Source organism: Blastococcus sp. TML/M2B (assembly GCF_016612865.1).
GTDB lineage: Bacteria > Actinomycetota > Actinomycetes > Mycobacteriales > Geodermatophilaceae > Blastococcus.
In genome coordinates this window covers 719,472-733,906 of sequence record NZ_JAENZZ010000002.1, presented here as the reverse complement: position 1 = coordinate 733,906, position 14,435 = coordinate 719,472, and the positions used below count along the sequence as shown (strand labels likewise).

Here is a 14,435-nt window from a genome sequence, read left to right as displayed (position 1 = left end):
CCTGGACGGATGGGGACCGGATGCTGGCTGCGTGGGTCCCCTCCTCTGCCTGGTCTCGGCCACCTGCTTCGGCGCGATGGCCGTCTTCGGCAAGTTCGCCTACGAGGCCGGCGTGACCCCCGCGGCGCTGGTGCTGCTCCGCTTCGCCCTGGCGGCGCTGCTCCTGCTCGCGCTGCTGCGGCTGCGGCCCGGGTTGCGCACCGGGCGCCCGGACCCGGCCAGGGGAGGAGCACCGGCGCGGCTGCCCCGCCGGGTGGTGCTCACCGCCCTCGGTCTCGGCGCGTTCGGCTACGCCACCCAGGCCTCGTTGTTCTTCGCGGCGCTCGAGCGCACCGACGCGTCGCTCGTGGCGCTGGTGTTCTACACCTACCCGGCGCTGGTCACGCTGGCCGCCGCGCTCCTCGGTCGCGAGCGGCTGACGCCGCCCCGGGCGGCCGCGCTGGCCGTGGCGTCGTGCGGCACGCTGCTGGTCCTGCTCGGGGCCGGCGGTGTCCCGGTCGACGTCGCCGGCGTGACCATGGCGTTCGGCTGCGCGGTCACCTACACCGCCTACATCCTCGTCGCCGACGGCGTGGTGCACCGGGTGCCGCCGGTGGTGCTCTCCGCGCTGGTCATGAGCGGTGCCGCCGTCGCCCTGGCGCTCCGCGCCCTCGTCTCCGGGGGGATCGACCTGGGGTTCGGCCCGGCCGGGTGGTTCTGGATCGGGTGCATCGCCGTGGTCTGCACGGTCGTGGCGATGCTGACCTTCTTCGCCGGGCTGCGCCGGGTCGGGCCGTCCGGGGCGGCGATCCTCTCCACCCTGGAGCCCGTCGTCACCGCCGCGCTCGCGGCGGTCGCGCTCGGGGAGGTGCTCACGCCGCTGCAGGCCGGCGGCGGGCTGCTGGTGCTGGCGTCGGTGGCCGTTCTGCAGCTCCGTCCGCGGCGGCGGGCCGGCAGCGGTCCGGACGCCGCCCCGCACGGCCTGCCCGACCGCCGCGCGGGGGTCGAGGTGCCCGCGCTGACCGCGGGGTCCTGACCCGGCGCCCCACCCGCGGAGGAGCCGGGACCTCCGTCCTCGGTTTCGAGGACCAACGCCACGGGCCGGTGGGGTGGGCGCCACCATCATCGGGGGATGGACGGCGGTCGGGACGGCGACGCGACGACGCTCCGGTCCGGCACGTGGCCGCTGCGGACGGCGCGGCGGTGGGTCGAGCCGGCCCTCCTGGTCGCGACGACGGGGCTGCTCGCCGCCGGCGGGCTCGCCTGGGCGACCGGCGCCGGCCGCTGGGACGACGTCCTGTGGGCGGCGGCGACGCTGCTCGCCCTCGTACCCGCCGTCGGGTGGGTGGTCGTCGCGCTCCTGCGCGGGAGACTCGGCGTGGACCTCATCGCCGTGCTGGCCCTGGTGGGCACCCTGGCGGTCGGCGAGCACCTGGCCGGCGCGCTGATCGCGGTGATGCTGGCGACCGGGCGGGCGCTGGACGCCGCCGCGCAACGGCGGGCGACGCGGGACCTGCGCGCGCTGCTGGAGCGGGCGCCGCGCACGGCCCGCCGGCGGGTCGGTGGTGAGGTGACCGAGGTCGACGTCGGAGAGGTGGCCGTCGACGACGTCGTGGTCGTGGGCCCGGGTGAGGTGCTGCCGGTCGACGGCGAGGTGCTGGCCGGGCCGGCGGTGCTGGACGAGTCGGCGCTGAGCGGGGAGGCGGAACTCGTCGAGCGGGCGGCCGGGGACGCCGCGCGCAGCGGCACGCTCAACGCCGGCGGGGCCTTCGAGCTGCGGTGCACGGCACCGGCCTCCCGCAGCACCTACGCGGGGATCGTCGCCCTGGTCGAGCAGGCGGGGGCGGACACCGCGCCGGTGGTCCGCCTGGCGGACCGGTTCGCCGCCTGGTTCCTCCCGCTGTCGCTCGCCGTGGCCGGGCTGGCCTGGGCGGGGAGCGGCTCCGCCGAGCGCGCGGTGGCGGTGCTGGTGGTGGCCACCCCGTGCCCGCTGCTGCTGGCCGCCCCCGTCGCGATCGTCTCCGGCCTGTCCCGGACCTCCCGGCTGGGGGTGGTGGTCCGCACCGGGGGCGCGCTGGAGAACCTGGGGCACGCTCGCACGATGGTCGTCGACAAGACCGGCACGCTCACGGCGGGCCGGCCGGCGGTCGTCGAGGTGCTGACCTCCCCGGGCGGCTCCCCGGAGGAGGTCCTGCGGCTGGCCGCGTCGGCCGATCAGCTCTCCCCGCACGTGCTCGCCGAGGCCGTCGTCGCCGAGGCGCGGGTCCGCGGCCTGGGGCTGTCGCTCCCGACCGCCGTCGAGGAGGTGCCCGGCCGAGGGGTCGCCGCCACCGTCGACGGCGTCCGCATCCGCGTCGGCAAGCGCGAGGAGGTACCCGGGGACGGGTGGGCGCGGACGGCCGTCAGCCGGGCGGGGCTCGACGGTTGCGCGGTGGTGTGGGTGGAGGCGGACGCCGCGCCCGTCGGAGCGGTCCTCCTCAGGGACCCGGTCCGGGCCGACGCCGGCCGGACGTTGCGGCGGCTGCGGGCGGCCGGCATCGAGCGGCTGGTCATGCTCACCGGCGACCGTCCCGAACCGGCGCGCGAGGTGGGCGCAGTGCTCGGCCTCGACGAGGTGCGGGCCCAGCAGACGCCGCAGAGCAAGGTCGACGCCGTCCGCGACGAGCAGCGGCGCGCCGTCACCATCATGGTCGGGGACGGGCTCAACGACGCCCCCGCCCTGGCCGCCGCCACGGTGGGGATCGCGATGGGGGCACGCGGCGCCACCGCGTCGTCGGAGGCCGCCGACGTGGTGCTGACCACCGACCGGCTCGACCGGGTGGCCGACGCGATGGAGATCGCCCGCCACGCCCGCCGCATCGCGGTGCAGAGCGCCGTCGCGGGCATGGGCATGTCGCTCGCGGCCATGGCGGTGGCCGCCGTCGGGTTGCTGCCGCCGGCGTTCGGGGCGCTGCTCCAGGAGGCGATCGACGTCGCCGTCATCGTCAACGCGCTGCGCGCGCTCCGCGGTGGCGAGGTCGGTGGGCGGCCCGTCCAGCCCGGCACGCAGGCCCTGCTCCGGCGGTTCGAGGCCGAGCACGATGACCTCCGCCAGGTCCTCCCGCTGGTGCGGGAGGCGGCGGACGCGCTGGCGACGGGGTCCGCGCCGCAGGCGGTCGAGGCGCTGCACCGGGCGAGGGCGGCCCTGGAGGACCGGCTCGTGCCGCACGAGGAGGCGGAGGAGGCCGAGCTGTACCCCGCCCTGGCCCGGGCGCTGGGCAGCGGTGAGGCGGTGGCGCCGATGAGCCGGGCGCACGCCGAGATCGGCCGGCTCACCCGCCGGCTGGCGACCCACCTGCACGCCCTCGACCTCGGGGCGGAGCTCGACCCGGCGCGCCGGCAGGACCTCCTGGCCTGCCTGTACGGGCTGCACGCCCTGCTGGAGCTGCACTACCTCCAGGAGGAGGAGAACTACTTCGCGATGGCGACCGACCGGGCCGGGGAGTCGGGATGACCGGCGGCGCAGCCGAGGTCGCGGTGGCCACGACGGGCCTGACCAAGCGGTTCGGGCGCACGACCGCCCTGCAGGACGTCGACCTGGCGGTCCGCCGCGGGGAGGTGCTCGGGTACCTCGGGCCCAACGGCGCGGGGAAGACGACGACGCTGCGGCTGCTCATGGGCTTCCTGCGCCCCACCTCCGGATCGGCCCGCGTGCTCGGCCTGGATGCCTGGCGGGACGCCGCCCGGGTCCACGCCGACGTCGGCTACGTCGGCGGGGAACCCGCGCTGCACGACCGCCTCACCGGACGGGAGCACGTCCGGGCGACGGCGCGGCTGCGCGGGGGCGACGGACCCGGTCGTGCGCCGGAGCTGGCCGGCCGGCTCGACCTGGACCTGGACCGGCCGGCGCGGGAGCTGTCCAAGGGGAACCGCCAGAAGCTCGCCCTGGTCCTGGCGATGATGTCCGACCCGCCGCTGCTCGTCCTGGACGAGCCGACCAGCGGGTTCGACCCCCTGGCCCAGCAGGAGTTCCAGGCGCTCCTGCGCGCGCACACGGCCACCGGAGGCGCCGCCCTGCTCTCGTCGCACGTCCTCGGGGAGGTGCAGCGCAGCGCCGACCGCATCGGCGTCCTGCGCGCGGGCAGGCTCGTGGCGGTCGAGGCCATGGAGGACCTGCCTGCCCGCTCCCTCCACCGGGTCCGCGCGCGCTTCGAGGACGAGGTCCCCGCCGGCGACTTCGCGGGCCTACCGGGCCTGCGCGACGTCGTGGTGAGCGGCACGGCGCTGTCCTGCAGTGCGCCGGCGTCGGCCCTGGACGCCCTGTGCCGGCGGATGGCCACCCACCGGCTGGCGGACCTGGAGTGCACCGAGGCGGACCTGGAGGAGACCTTCCTCGCCTACTACGGGACGGAGCGGGCCGGTGCTGCCTGACGTGCTCGACCCCGCTCCGTCGCCCCCGGACGCCGTGCGGCCGCGCGCGGGACGGAGTGCGCGGCCCGGCGAGGTGCTCCGGCAGAGCCTGCGGTTGCAGCGGCGCAGCCTGCTGGCGTGGTGCGCGGGTCTGGCCGCGATGGTGGTGCTCTACGGCTCGCTGTGGCCGAGCATCCGCGACGAGCCGTCGATCACCGACGTCATGGACCAGCTGCCCGAGGTGCTGCGATCGCTCCTGGCGACCGCCGACATGTCGACGCCGGTCGGGTACGTCCAGGCGGAGCTCATGGGCCTGACCGGCCCGCTGCTGGTCATCCTGTTCGCCGTCCTGGCCGGTGCCGCCGGGATCGCCGGTGAGGAGGACCGCCGGTCGATCGACCTGCTGCTGGCCAACCCGGTCAGCAGGACGAGAGTGGTCGTCGAGCGCACCGCCGCGACGGTGGTCGCGACCGCGGTCGTGGTCACTGCCCTGGGCGTGGCTCTGGCCGCCGGGGGCGTGCTCTTCGGCCTGGACCTCCCGCTGGCGCACGTGCTCGCCGCGATGCTGCACCTGTGGCTGCTCGGCGCCGTCTTCGGCGCCCTCGCGGCAGCCGTCGGCGCGGCCACCGGCAGCGTGGCCCTCGCGCGTGCGGTGCCGGCCGCGACGGCGGTCCTCGCCTACCTGGTCAACGGGCTGGCGCCCCTGGTCGGCTGGCTGGAGCCGGTGCGCGACCTGTCCCCGTTCGCGCAGTACCAGGGGCACGTCCCGCTGGCCTCCGGGGTCTCCTGGCCGGCCGTCGCGGTGTCGGCCGGCACGGTCCTGGTGCTGGGCGTGGTCGCGGTGTCCACGTTCCGGCGTCGCGACCTCCGCGGCTGAGCGCGGGCGTCAGCCGCGGCGTCCCCAGCGGAACCAGGCCGCCGGTCCCACGAAGTTCACGGCGATGACCGCGGCCCACACCGGCTTGGGCCCGTTGACCCGCGCGGGCGGGCGGGAGGCGAGGTCCACCCCACGCCGTCGCGGCCAGGGAGAGCTGGACCGAGGCGAGCACGAGCACCCCGGTCTGCTGGGCCGGGCTCAGGTCGCGCCAGCGTCGTCGCGCCATCGGTCCTCCTCGGTCGTGGGCTGGTGGTCCTGGGTGGGGTGGGTCCTGGGTGCACGGATCCTCCCGCCATCCGTGGACGACGTCCACGGCGGCCGCGCTCCGGCTCAGGCGGTGGCGCGGCGCGAGATGACGCGGGCGGCGAGCACGGTGAGCACGGTCCCGGCGGCGATCCACCCCACGATGACCCAGAGGGCCGGCGCCATCCCGGTGCCGCCGAAGTAGACGGCGCTGCGCAGCGCGTCGACGCCGGCGCCGTTCGGCAGCCACGGGCCGATCTCGCGCCAGAACCCGGGCAGGAGGGGGTAGGGGTAGGCGCCCCCGGCCGACGGGTTGCCGACGACGACGAAGACCAGGATGGTCGCGGCGATCCCGAAGATGCCGAAGAGCACCTGGAAGCTCATGGTGACCGTGGCCGCGCTCAGCACGAGCAACGTGGCCACGGCGAAGACCGCGCCGACGTGCCCGGTGATCGCGCCCAGCACGGGGCCGGTGATGATCGCGATGCCCAGCCCCACGGCGAGCGCGTAGGGGACGGTGGCGGCGAGGCGCCACAGCGTGCGGCGGAAGGTGGCCGGGCGGGCGCCCTTCGCCATGCCCAGGACGGCGGCCAGCAGGTAGCCCGCGAGCACCGCGCCGACGGCGACGTAGAACGCGCTCGAGCCCTGCGGGTCCCCGGACTGGTGCGGCACGGCGTCCGAGACGGCGAGCGTGCGCCCCTGCTCGTCCTCGACCGCGGTGAGCACCCGCTGCACCGCCGTGGAGATCGCCGCGCCCTGGCCGGAGGCGACGAGCAGGGTGTCCTCGGTTGCGGCGGGGTCGACGAGCAGGGCGCCGGAGATCTCGTCGCGCTCCAGGAGGCGGCGCGCGGCCGCCTCGTCCTCGACCGCGCGGGCCCGCAGCGGCTCCGCCGTCGATCCCGTTGAGCCCGTCCACGAGTTGCCCGCTGACCTGCGCCGGGGCGACGAGGGCGACCGGGATGCGGTGCGGGGTCGGGGCGTGGAAGGCGCCGACGTAGGAGAGGACGAACCCCAGGCAGAGCAGGGCCACGCCGACCACCAGCAGCAGCGTCCGGGGCGCGAAGGCGTCTCGCAGCTCCTCGGCGAACGTCTCCGTGGCGGGCCGGCCGGGCTCGGCGGGAGCCTCGTGCCGGCCGGTGGTGCTGGAGGTGCTCATGGTCGGGAACTCCTCGGGGCGGCGGCCGGCCCGGGTCCGTGTCGAGGGCCGACCGAGTCTGGCACACCCACGCCGGCGCCCCAGGACCGCCGGCGGCGGGGGACGTCGCAGTTGTCGCGGGTGCGCCGGTTGAACTCCCGCCAGGCGGGGAGGTGTGCGGCGTCCCGCGCGCGGGCGTAGCGGTCGAGGTCCTCGGCGCTGCGCCGGTACTGGACGGTGAGCACCGCGCGGCCGCTGACATAGGTGCGGGCGGAGAGCAGGCCGAGTTCGGGGTGCCGGGCGAGCTCGCGCAGCATCCGGGGCATCGCCGCCGCGACCGGCAGCCAGTGCCGGAGGCGCGCCGGGCGGTTGACCCGCATGCCGATCAGGAAGGCGACGGTTCCGGGCGGGGCGTCGGCGGTCGTCCGGCCGGCGAGTGCGATGCGGCTCATCGGATCTCCTGGGGGTGGGGCGTTCCGGCTGCCCATGTGGACGCCGGCAACATGGACATCGCAGTACGGCCGGTGGACACTGTCAACATGGTTGAGCACCCCCGCGCTGCGCGGCGTTACCACCACGGCAACCTGCGGGTCGCGCTCATCGACACCGCCGTCGACCAGGCCCGGGCCGGTGGGGCCGAGGCCGTCGTGCTGCGCGACGCGGCCCGCCGCACCGGGGTCTCGCACAACGCGGCCTACCGGCACTTCGCCGACCGCGACGACCTGCTCGCGGAGGTCTCCGCCCGGGGCATGGCCGAGCTGGAGCGGCGTATGCGCGACCGGCTCGACGAGCTCCCCGGTGCCGGGCAGGGCGAGCCGACCGCGCGGCTGCGCGCGGTCGGCCGGGAGTACGTGCACTTCGCGCTCGCCGAGCCCGGGCTCTTCGCGACCGCGTTCGCCTGCGCGCGGCCCGAGGAGGGTGCCGCGGGGGAGGGCGCCTACGGGGTGCTCTCCGGCGTCCTCGACGAGCTGGTCGCCACCGGGGTGCTGCCCGCCGAGCGCCGCCCCGGCGCGGACGTCACCTGCTGGGCGGGGGTGCACGGCTTCGCCGTCCTCTGCCTGCAGGGCCCCCTGCGCGACCTGCCGGAGCAGCAGCGGGAGGAGCAGCTGGACGGCCTGCTCGACCGCCTGGCGCGCGGGCTCTAGCCGTCCCGGCGTGCCGGAGCCCCGCACCGGCCGGGACGACGCCGCCGGCGGGGGCCCGGAGGTGGCGGGGGCTCAGCCGAGGAGGGCACCCCGAGCCGCGTGCTGCCCGATGGGCACCGCCGGCGAACCCGGCGACGTCACCGACCACCCAGACGGCGGGCGGGCAGATCCCCTCGTCGCGGATCGTGGCTCCGAGCCGCGCCAGCGACGTGGTGACGACCCGCTGCGCATCCGTCGTCCCCTCGGTGACGACGGCGACCGGGGTGTCCGGCCGGCGGCCATGGTCGACCAGCGCTGCCGCGATCGCGGCGGCGGTCTCGACCCCCATGAGGACGACGACCGTGCCGCGCAACCGCCCGATCGCGGCCCAGTCGACGAGCGACTGCGGATGCCCCGGCGGCAGGTGGCCGGAGACGACGACGAACTCGTGGGTGAGACCGCGGTGCGTGACGGGGATGCCGGCGACCCCGGGCACCGCGACGGCACTGGTCACGCCCGGGACCACCTCCACCGGGACGTCGGCGGCCGTGCACGCGAGCAGTTCCTCCATGCCGCGGCCGAAGACGAACGGGTCCCCGCCCTTGAGACGCACCACGCACCTGCCCGCACGGGCGTGCGACACCAGCAGCGCGTTGATCTCGTCCTGGGGCATCGCCCGCCTGCGCGGCAGCTTCGACGCGTCGACCACCTCGACATCGGGTCGCAGCCCGGCCAGCAGCGTCCGGGGACCCAGGTGGTCGACGACCACGACGTCGGCCTCGGCCAGCGCCTCCCGCCCGCGGACGGTGATCAGCCCGGGGTCGCCGGGGCCGCCGCCGACGAGCACGACCCGGCCGCCCCGGCGGTCGCGGAGGAGCGGGGCCCCGCCGTCCGGCAGCGCCGGCCGGGCGCTGGACGCGTCCGGGGCGTCGGTGCGGGTGCAGAAGACCCGGGCGCGCTCGGCGTCGGCGGCGACGGCCCCGTCCACCACCGGGTCCGCGGTCGCGGTGACCGCGTACCAGGCGCCGTCCAGGTCGCCCGGTGCGTAGCGGCGGCGGATCCAGGCCAGGGCGCCGGAGTCGGCCAGCGCCTCCAGCGCGGGGACGACGGCCGGGCTCACGACGGTCACCAGCGCGCCGGAGGCGAGCAGCCCGGCGGTCGCCCGGTAGGCGACGGTGCCCCCACCGGCGACCACCACCGGGCGACCCTCCAGCCGCAGGCCGACGGGGTGGAGGGGAGCGGACGGGCGGGGGAGCGGCGGGGTGCTCACGGCACCTCCTCGGGGGTGGGGGCGGACGACAGGACGGCGGCGAGGTCGGCGGAGAAGGCGGAGGAGATCCCGGGGGTCCGCACGGCCACCCTCAGGTGGTCCGGCGTCAGGCCGGGGAACGTGTCGCCGCGGCGCACCGCCCAGCCGCGCTGCCGGAGCTCCGCACGCACCCGGGCGCCGTCCGGGACGCGGAGGAGCACGAACGACGAGCGGGGGGTGCCCTCCACCAGCACCGACGGCGGCAGGCTGCGGAGCAGGACCTCCCGCCGGTGGCCCAGCTCGCGGGCGGCGGCGTCGGCCTCCGCGCGGGCGGCCGGGGTGCTGCACGCGGCGAGCGCGGCGAGGGCGGGCGTCGACACCGGCCAGTGCGGTTGCTGCGCCTCCAGGGCGGCGATCAGCGGTGCCGGACCGAGCGCGTAGCCGACCCGCAGGCCGGCCAGCCCCCAGGTCTTGGTCAGGCTGCGTACGACGAGGACCCCGGGCAGGTCCCGCCGGGAGGCCAGCGACTCCCGCTCGCCGGGGACCGTGTCGGCGAACGCCTCGTCGACGACGAGCACCCGGCCCGGTCGCGCGAGGGCGGCGATGTCCGCTGCCGGGTGCAGCACCGAGGTCGGGTTCGTGGGGTTGCCGAGCACGACGAGGTCGGCGTCCCCGGGGACGGCCGCCGGGTCGAGCCGCCGGCCGTCGTCGGCGCTCAGCACCACCCGGGTGACCGGGTGCCCGGCCGCGCGGAGCGCCGCCTCCGGCTCGGTGAACGAGGGGTGCACCACGGCGGCGAGCCGGGGGCGCACCGCCCGTGCGACGAGGACGAAGACCTCGGCGGCGCCGGCGGCCAGCAGCACCTCCTCGACGGGGCGGCCGTGCGCGGCGGCGACCGCCGCACGGGCGGCGACGGGGTCCGGGTAGGCGGCCGACGCGTCGAGGGACGCGTGCAGGACGGCGCGCAGCCAGGGGGGCGGGGCGTCAGCGCGCACGTTGACCGCCAGGTCGACCAGGCCGGGGCCCAGGTCGGCGTCGCCGTGGTGGCGCAGGTCGGTCACCGGGCCACCGCCACGGTGACCCGGCCGACCACCGTCTTCGGCACCAGGAGCGAGCCGCCGCCCAGCAGGGCGGCGGCCTCGGCCACCGAGGCGGTGCCGACCGCAGCCGCCACCCGGTCGGACGGGGACGGCACGAGGACGGCGGCCAGCACGGCCGCCGGGGAACCGACGAGCTGCCAGCCCCGCCGGGTCGCCGCCTCCACCAGGCCCGGTTCGGCGAGCCGGGCGTCGAGCGTCGCGAGGCGCACACGACCGGGCGCGGCCGGCAGCACCGCGTCCACGGCGGCCAGCACCGCGTCCACGGCGGCCAGCACCTCGTCGGCGCCCACCCCGCTCGACGTCCCCACGCCCACGGTGATCACGGGCGCTCCGCCGGTTCGGGGACCCGCAGCGGTGCCGCGCGGACGTCCTCCGGTCGTCCGGCGGTGGCGCACGCCGCGACGAAGCGTTCGGCAAGCCGCGGGCTGCCGGCCCAGTTGAGGTGCAGGTAGGAGGCGTGCACGGAGCCGGGGGTGAAGCCCTCGGCTCCGGTCGGGGACCAACGCCAGGCGCCGTCGCGACCGACCGGGGGATCGGCGCGCGTGCGGTGGAACTCGTGCCCGCGCACCCGGGCCCCGGCCGGGGCCAGCACGGAGTCACCGACGGCGACCGCCTCCCGGTACCCCAGGGTCAGCCGGGGGGACATCGCCGTGACGACGTCGAGCACCCCGCACATCGGCCTGCCGTCGAGCTCGCGGGCCAGGTAGAGCAGCCCGGCGCACTCGGCGGCGATCGGCGCACCGCGCGCCGCGAGTGCCGCGATGCCGGCGCGCAGGGTTCCGCTTCGCGGACAGCTCGGCGGCGTGCACCTCCGGGAAGCCGCCGCCCACGACGAGGCCCGCGGTCCCCGGTGGCAGCGCCTCGTCGCGCAGCGGGTCCACCGCCACGACCTCCGCACCGGCCGCCTCGAGCAGCTCGGTGTTCTCGGCGTAGCCGAAGGTGAAGGCGGGGCCGCCGGCCACCGCGATCCGCGGGCGGCCGGGTGCCGGCGTGACCTCGTCGGCCGGGTCCCACGGCGCGGCGTCCAGCGGGGGAGCGGAGCGTGCGAGGGCCAGCACGGCGTCCAGGTCGACAGCGTGCTGCACGACATCGCCGAGCAGGCGGACGGTCGCCACGGCGGCGTCCGATCGCTCCGCCGCCGGGATCAGCCCCAGGTGCCGCGACGGGGTGCGCAGCCGCTCCATCCGCCGGACCGCGCCGAGCACCGGCACCCCGGCGGCGGCCAGCGCATCGCGCAGGATCGCCTCGTGCCGGTCGCTCCCGACCCGGTTGAGGACCACGCCACCGAGCCGGACGCCGGGGTCGAACGTGGCGAAGCCGTGCACGAGCGCGGCCACGGAGCGGGCCTGCGAGGAGCCGTCGACGACGAGCAGCACCGGCGCCCGCAGCAGACCCGCGACGTGGGCCGTCGATGCGAAGCCGGGCTCGACCGACGGGTGGGTGGCACCGTCGAACAGGCCCATCACGCCCTCGACGACGGCGACGTCGGCGGGACGCGGGTGCAGCGCACCCCGCAGGAACAGCGGGGCGATGCGGTCCTCGCCGACCAGCCAGGGGTCCAGGTTGCGGCCCGGGCGGCCGGCGGCGAGGCCGTGGTACCCGGGGTCGATGTAGTCGGGACCGACCTTGTGCGGGGAGACGGCGAGCCCGCGGGCGGTGAGCGCGGCGATGAGCCCCGTGGCCACCGACGTCTTGCCGGCGTTCGAGGAGGGGGCGGCCACGACGAGCCGCGGCACTGCCGTCACCACTCGATGCCTCGCTGTCCCTTCTGGCCGGCGTCCATCGGGTGCTTCACCTTGGTCATCTCGACCACGAGATCTGCCGCCCCGATCAGCGCCGGGTGGGCGTCCCGGCCGGTGATGACCACGTGCTGGGCGCCCGGGCGGTGCGTCAGCGTCTCGACCACGTCGTCGACGTCCACCCAGCCCCACGTCAGGGGGTAGGTGAACTCGTCGAGCACGTAGAAGCGGTGCGCCTCGGCGGCGAGGTCGCGCTTGATCTGCGCCCAGCCCTCGGCGGCGTCCGCGGCGTGGTCGGACTCGGTGCCCGCGCGGCGTGACCAGCTCCAGCCGGAGCCCATCTTGTGCCAGACGACCGGCCCGCCTTCGCCGGTCTGCTCGTGCAGGCGGCCCAGCGCGGTCAGCGCGTTCTCCTCGCCGACCTTCCACTTGGCGCTCTTGACGAACTGGTAGACCGCGATCGGCCAGCCCTGGTTCCAGGCGCGCATCGCCATCCCGAAGGCGGCGGTGGACTTGCCCTTCATCGGGCCGGTGTGCACGACGAGCAGCGGCCGGTTGCGCCGCTGCCGCGTGGTCAGCCCGTCGGCCGGGACGGCCTCGACCTGCCCCTTCGGCATCTCAGGCCACCTGCCGGGCGTCGCGCACGGTCGCGGCGAGGCCGTCGGCGGCGAGGTCGCCCGTGCTCAGGGTCGGCCCGCCCAGGACGGCGCCGAGGGCCGAGGCCAGGCCCAGCCGGACGGGCCCGGACTCGCAGTCGACGACGACGGCGGCCACCCCCGAGGCGGCGAGCAGCCGGGCGGCGGCGTGCGCCTCGGCGAGAGGGGCACCGCCCCGTGCGCCGGTGGCCCGACCGTCGGTGACGACGACGAGCAGCGGGCGGCGGCGCGGGTCCCGGATGCGCTCCACCCGCAGCACCTCGGCGGCGCGCAGCAGCCCGGCGGCCAGCGGGGTGCGGCCGCCGGTGGGCAGCTCGGCGAGCCGCGCGGCGGCGGCCTCGATCGACCAGGTGGGCGGCAGGGCCAGCTCCGCCTCCGCACCGCGGAAGGTGACCAGCCCGACCTTGTCCCGGCGCTGGTAGGCGTCGACCAGCAGCGAGAGGACCGCACCCTTGACCGCGCCCATCCGGGCGCGCGACCCCATCGAGCCGCTGGCGTCGACGACGAAGAGCACGAGGTTGCCCTCCCGCCCCTCGAGCGTCGCCTGGCGGAGGTCCTCCCGGACGATCCGCAGGCCGGGGCCGGTGCGGCCGCGCGCCCGCTGGTGCGGCGCGGCGGCGAGCACGGTGTCGGTGAGGTGCAGCTTCGTGACGTTCGCGACCGGGCGGGTGGAGCCGACGACCCGGCCGCGCTCCGAGCGGGCGCGGGACCGGCGGCCGGCCGCGCCGGCACCGATGCCGGGCACCTCGAGCCGTCGCGCGCGGAACGTCCCGGACGGTGCGGCCGCCGCCTGGTCGGGGACCGGCGCGGCATCGGTGCGGCCGCCGCCCTCACCGCGCGGCGCCGTCGTCGGGGACCCGCCGTCGCCGTCCGGGACTTCCTGTACCGGAAGTCCCTCGTCGTCCGGGACTTCCTGTACCGGAAGTCCCTCGTCGTCCGTGGAGGAGACGTCCGGGTCGCTCGGCGGGGGAGGTGCACCGCCGCCGTCCCCGGGGCCGTCGTCCTCCGGGCGGCTGTCGGCGAGCGCCTGCTCCAGGCTGTCCTCGTCGAGGCCGGGGGCGTCGAGGGGATTGCGCCGGCGGCGGTGGGGGAGCGCGAGGCGGGCGGCCACCCGGACGTCGTCCTCGGTCACCTCGTCGCGGCCGGACCAGGCGGCGTGCGCCATGGCGGCGCGGGCGGTGACCAGGTCGGCGCGCAGGCCGTCCACGTCGAAGGCGGCGCACACGGCGGTGATCTGCCGCAGGGCGGCGTCGGAGAGCAGCACGCGGGGCAGCCGGGCCCGGGCGTCGGCGATCCGGTCGGCCAGCGCGGTCTCCTCGGCCGCCCACCCGGTGGCGAAACCCGTCGGGTCGGCGTCGGAGGCGAACCGCCGGCGCACCACCTCGGCGCGGACCGCCGGGTCCCGCGGCGCGGCGACCTCGACGGTCAGGCCGAACCGGTCGAGCAGCTGCGGCCGCAGCTCGCCCTCCTCGGGGTTCATGGTCCCGACCAGGAGGAAGCGGCTGGCGTGCCGGACGGAGATGCCCTCGCGCTCGACGTAGGCGGTGCCCATCGCGGCCGCGTCCAGCAACAGGTCGACCAGGTGGTCGTGCAGCAGGTTGACCTCGTCCACGTAGAGGACGCCCCGGTGGGCGGCGGCCAGCAGGCCGGGCTCGAAGGCCTTCACGCCCGCGGTGAGCGCACGCTCCAGGTCCAGCGAGCCGACGACGCGGTCCTCCGAGGCCCCCACCGGCAGCTCGACCAGCCGGGCCGGCCGCTCGGGGCCGGCCGCGGTCGGCTCGTGCGGGCCGTCGGGGCAGGCGGGATCGGGGGCGGCCGGGTCGCAGGCGAAGCGGCAGCCGGGCACGACGGCGACCGGCGGCAGCACGGCGGCCAGGGCGCGGACCCGTCGTCGACTTCGCCGTGCCCTTCTCGCCGCGCACGAGCACGCCGCCGACGGCGGGG

General features: G+C 77.4%; 13 protein-coding genes and 2 pseudogenes. 5 read left to right on the top strand and 10 right to left on the bottom strand.

Features of this window, described 5'->3' with window-relative positions:
- Positions 1-31 precede the first annotated feature (31 nt).
- The 4 genes from JKP75_RS12100 (at position 32) to JKP75_RS12085 (ending at position 5,245) form a co-directional block, all read left to right on the top strand.
- Complete coding sequence (locus JKP75_RS12100) at positions 32-1,015, top strand: DMT family transporter (protein WP_200490988.1); 984 nt, start codon at positions 32-34, stop codon at positions 1,013-1,015.
- A 96-nt stretch (positions 1,016-1,111) separates the two neighbouring features.
- A complete protein-coding gene (locus JKP75_RS12095) occupies positions 1,112-3,472 on the top strand; it encodes a heavy metal translocating P-type ATPase (RefSeq protein ID WP_200490989.1) in 2,361 nt (786 codons plus the stop codon).
- A complete protein-coding gene (locus tag JKP75_RS12090; RefSeq protein WP_200490990.1) occupies positions 3,469-4,389 on the top strand; it encodes an ABC transporter ATP-binding protein in 921 nt (306 codons plus the stop codon). The genes JKP75_RS12095 and JKP75_RS12090 overlap by 4 nt, the downstream gene beginning before the upstream one ends.
- Positions 4,379-5,245 carry an ABC transporter permease gene (locus tag JKP75_RS12085; protein ID WP_200490991.1) on the top strand — a complete coding sequence of 289 codons (867 nt, stop codon included), beginning with the start codon at positions 4,379-4,381 and terminating at the stop codon, positions 5,243-5,245. Before JKP75_RS12090 ends, JKP75_RS12085 begins: the two co-directional genes overlap by 11 nt.
- 9 nt (positions 5,246-5,254) lie before the next feature.
- Here JKP75_RS12085 and JKP75_RS22870 read toward each other — a convergent pair whose 3' ends face one another.
- The 3 genes from JKP75_RS22870 to JKP75_RS12070 all read right to left on the bottom strand — a co-directional run bounded on the left by JKP75_RS22870 (position 5,255) and on the right by JKP75_RS12070 (position 7,075).
- Positions 5,255-5,374 carry a PLDc N-terminal domain-containing protein gene (locus JKP75_RS22870; RefSeq protein ID WP_200493116.1) on the bottom strand — a complete coding sequence of 40 codons (120 nt, stop codon included), beginning with the start codon at positions 5,372-5,374 and terminating at the stop codon, positions 5,255-5,257.
- A gap of 201 nt (positions 5,375-5,575) precedes the next feature.
- Positions 5,576-6,214, bottom strand: a complete 639-nt coding sequence (locus tag JKP75_RS12075; protein WP_200493115.1) for a hypothetical protein — start codon at positions 6,212-6,214, stop codon at positions 5,576-5,578.
- Positions 6,215-6,640: 426 nt separating this feature from the next.
- Complete coding sequence (locus JKP75_RS12070; RefSeq protein ID WP_200490994.1) at positions 6,641-7,075, bottom strand: monooxygenase family protein; 435 nt, start codon at positions 7,073-7,075, stop codon at positions 6,641-6,643.
- Positions 7,076-7,126: 51 nt separating this feature from the next.
- On the opposite strand from JKP75_RS12070, the pseudogene JKP75_RS12065 reads away from it, so the two are divergent.
- Positions 7,127-7,693, top strand: a pseudogene (locus JKP75_RS12065) (TetR/AcrR family transcriptional regulator); the annotation flags it as partial.
- Here JKP75_RS12065 and cobA read toward each other — a convergent pair.
- The 7 genes and pseudogenes from cobA to JKP75_RS12035 form a co-directional block, all read right to left on the bottom strand.
- On the bottom strand, positions 7,641-9,017 hold the full coding sequence (gene cobA, locus JKP75_RS12060) for a uroporphyrinogen-III C-methyltransferase (protein WP_309229786.1): 1,377 nt from the start codon (positions 9,015-9,017) through the stop codon (positions 7,641-7,643). The pseudogene JKP75_RS12065 and the gene cobA sit on opposite strands and share 53 nt — an antisense overlap.
- Positions 9,014-10,057, bottom strand: a complete 1,044-nt coding sequence (gene cobC / locus JKP75_RS12055; protein WP_200493114.1) for an Rv2231c family pyridoxal phosphate-dependent protein CobC — start codon at positions 10,055-10,057, stop codon at positions 9,014-9,016. The genes cobA and cobC overlap by 4 nt, the downstream gene beginning before the upstream one ends.
- On the bottom strand, positions 10,054-10,419 hold the full coding sequence (locus JKP75_RS12050; RefSeq protein ID WP_200490996.1) for a cobalamin biosynthesis protein: 366 nt from the start codon (positions 10,417-10,419) through the stop codon (positions 10,054-10,056). The genes cobC and JKP75_RS12050 overlap by 4 nt, the downstream gene beginning before the upstream one ends.
- Positions 10,416-10,994, bottom strand: coding sequence for a hypothetical protein (locus tag JKP75_RS21365; protein WP_309229785.1), 579 nt, complete (start codon positions 10,992-10,994; stop codon positions 10,416-10,418). Before JKP75_RS21365 ends, JKP75_RS12050 begins: the two co-directional genes overlap by 4 nt.
- Positions 10,933-11,781: pseudogene (locus JKP75_RS21360) on the bottom strand (cobyrinate a,c-diamide synthase); the annotation flags it as partial. The pseudogene JKP75_RS21360 and the gene JKP75_RS21365, both read right to left, overlap by 62 nt.
- A gap of 56 nt (positions 11,782-11,837) precedes the next feature.
- A complete protein-coding gene (gene cobO / locus JKP75_RS12040) occupies positions 11,838-12,452 on the bottom strand; it encodes a cob(I)yrinic acid a,c-diamide adenosyltransferase (RefSeq protein ID WP_200490998.1) in 615 nt (204 codons plus the stop codon).
- Between the two features lies 1 nt (position 12,453).
- Positions 12,454-14,358, bottom strand: coding sequence for a VWA domain-containing protein (locus JKP75_RS12035; protein WP_309229784.1), 1,905 nt, complete (start codon positions 14,356-14,358; stop codon positions 12,454-12,456).
- Positions 14,359-14,435: the final 77 nt, after the last annotated feature.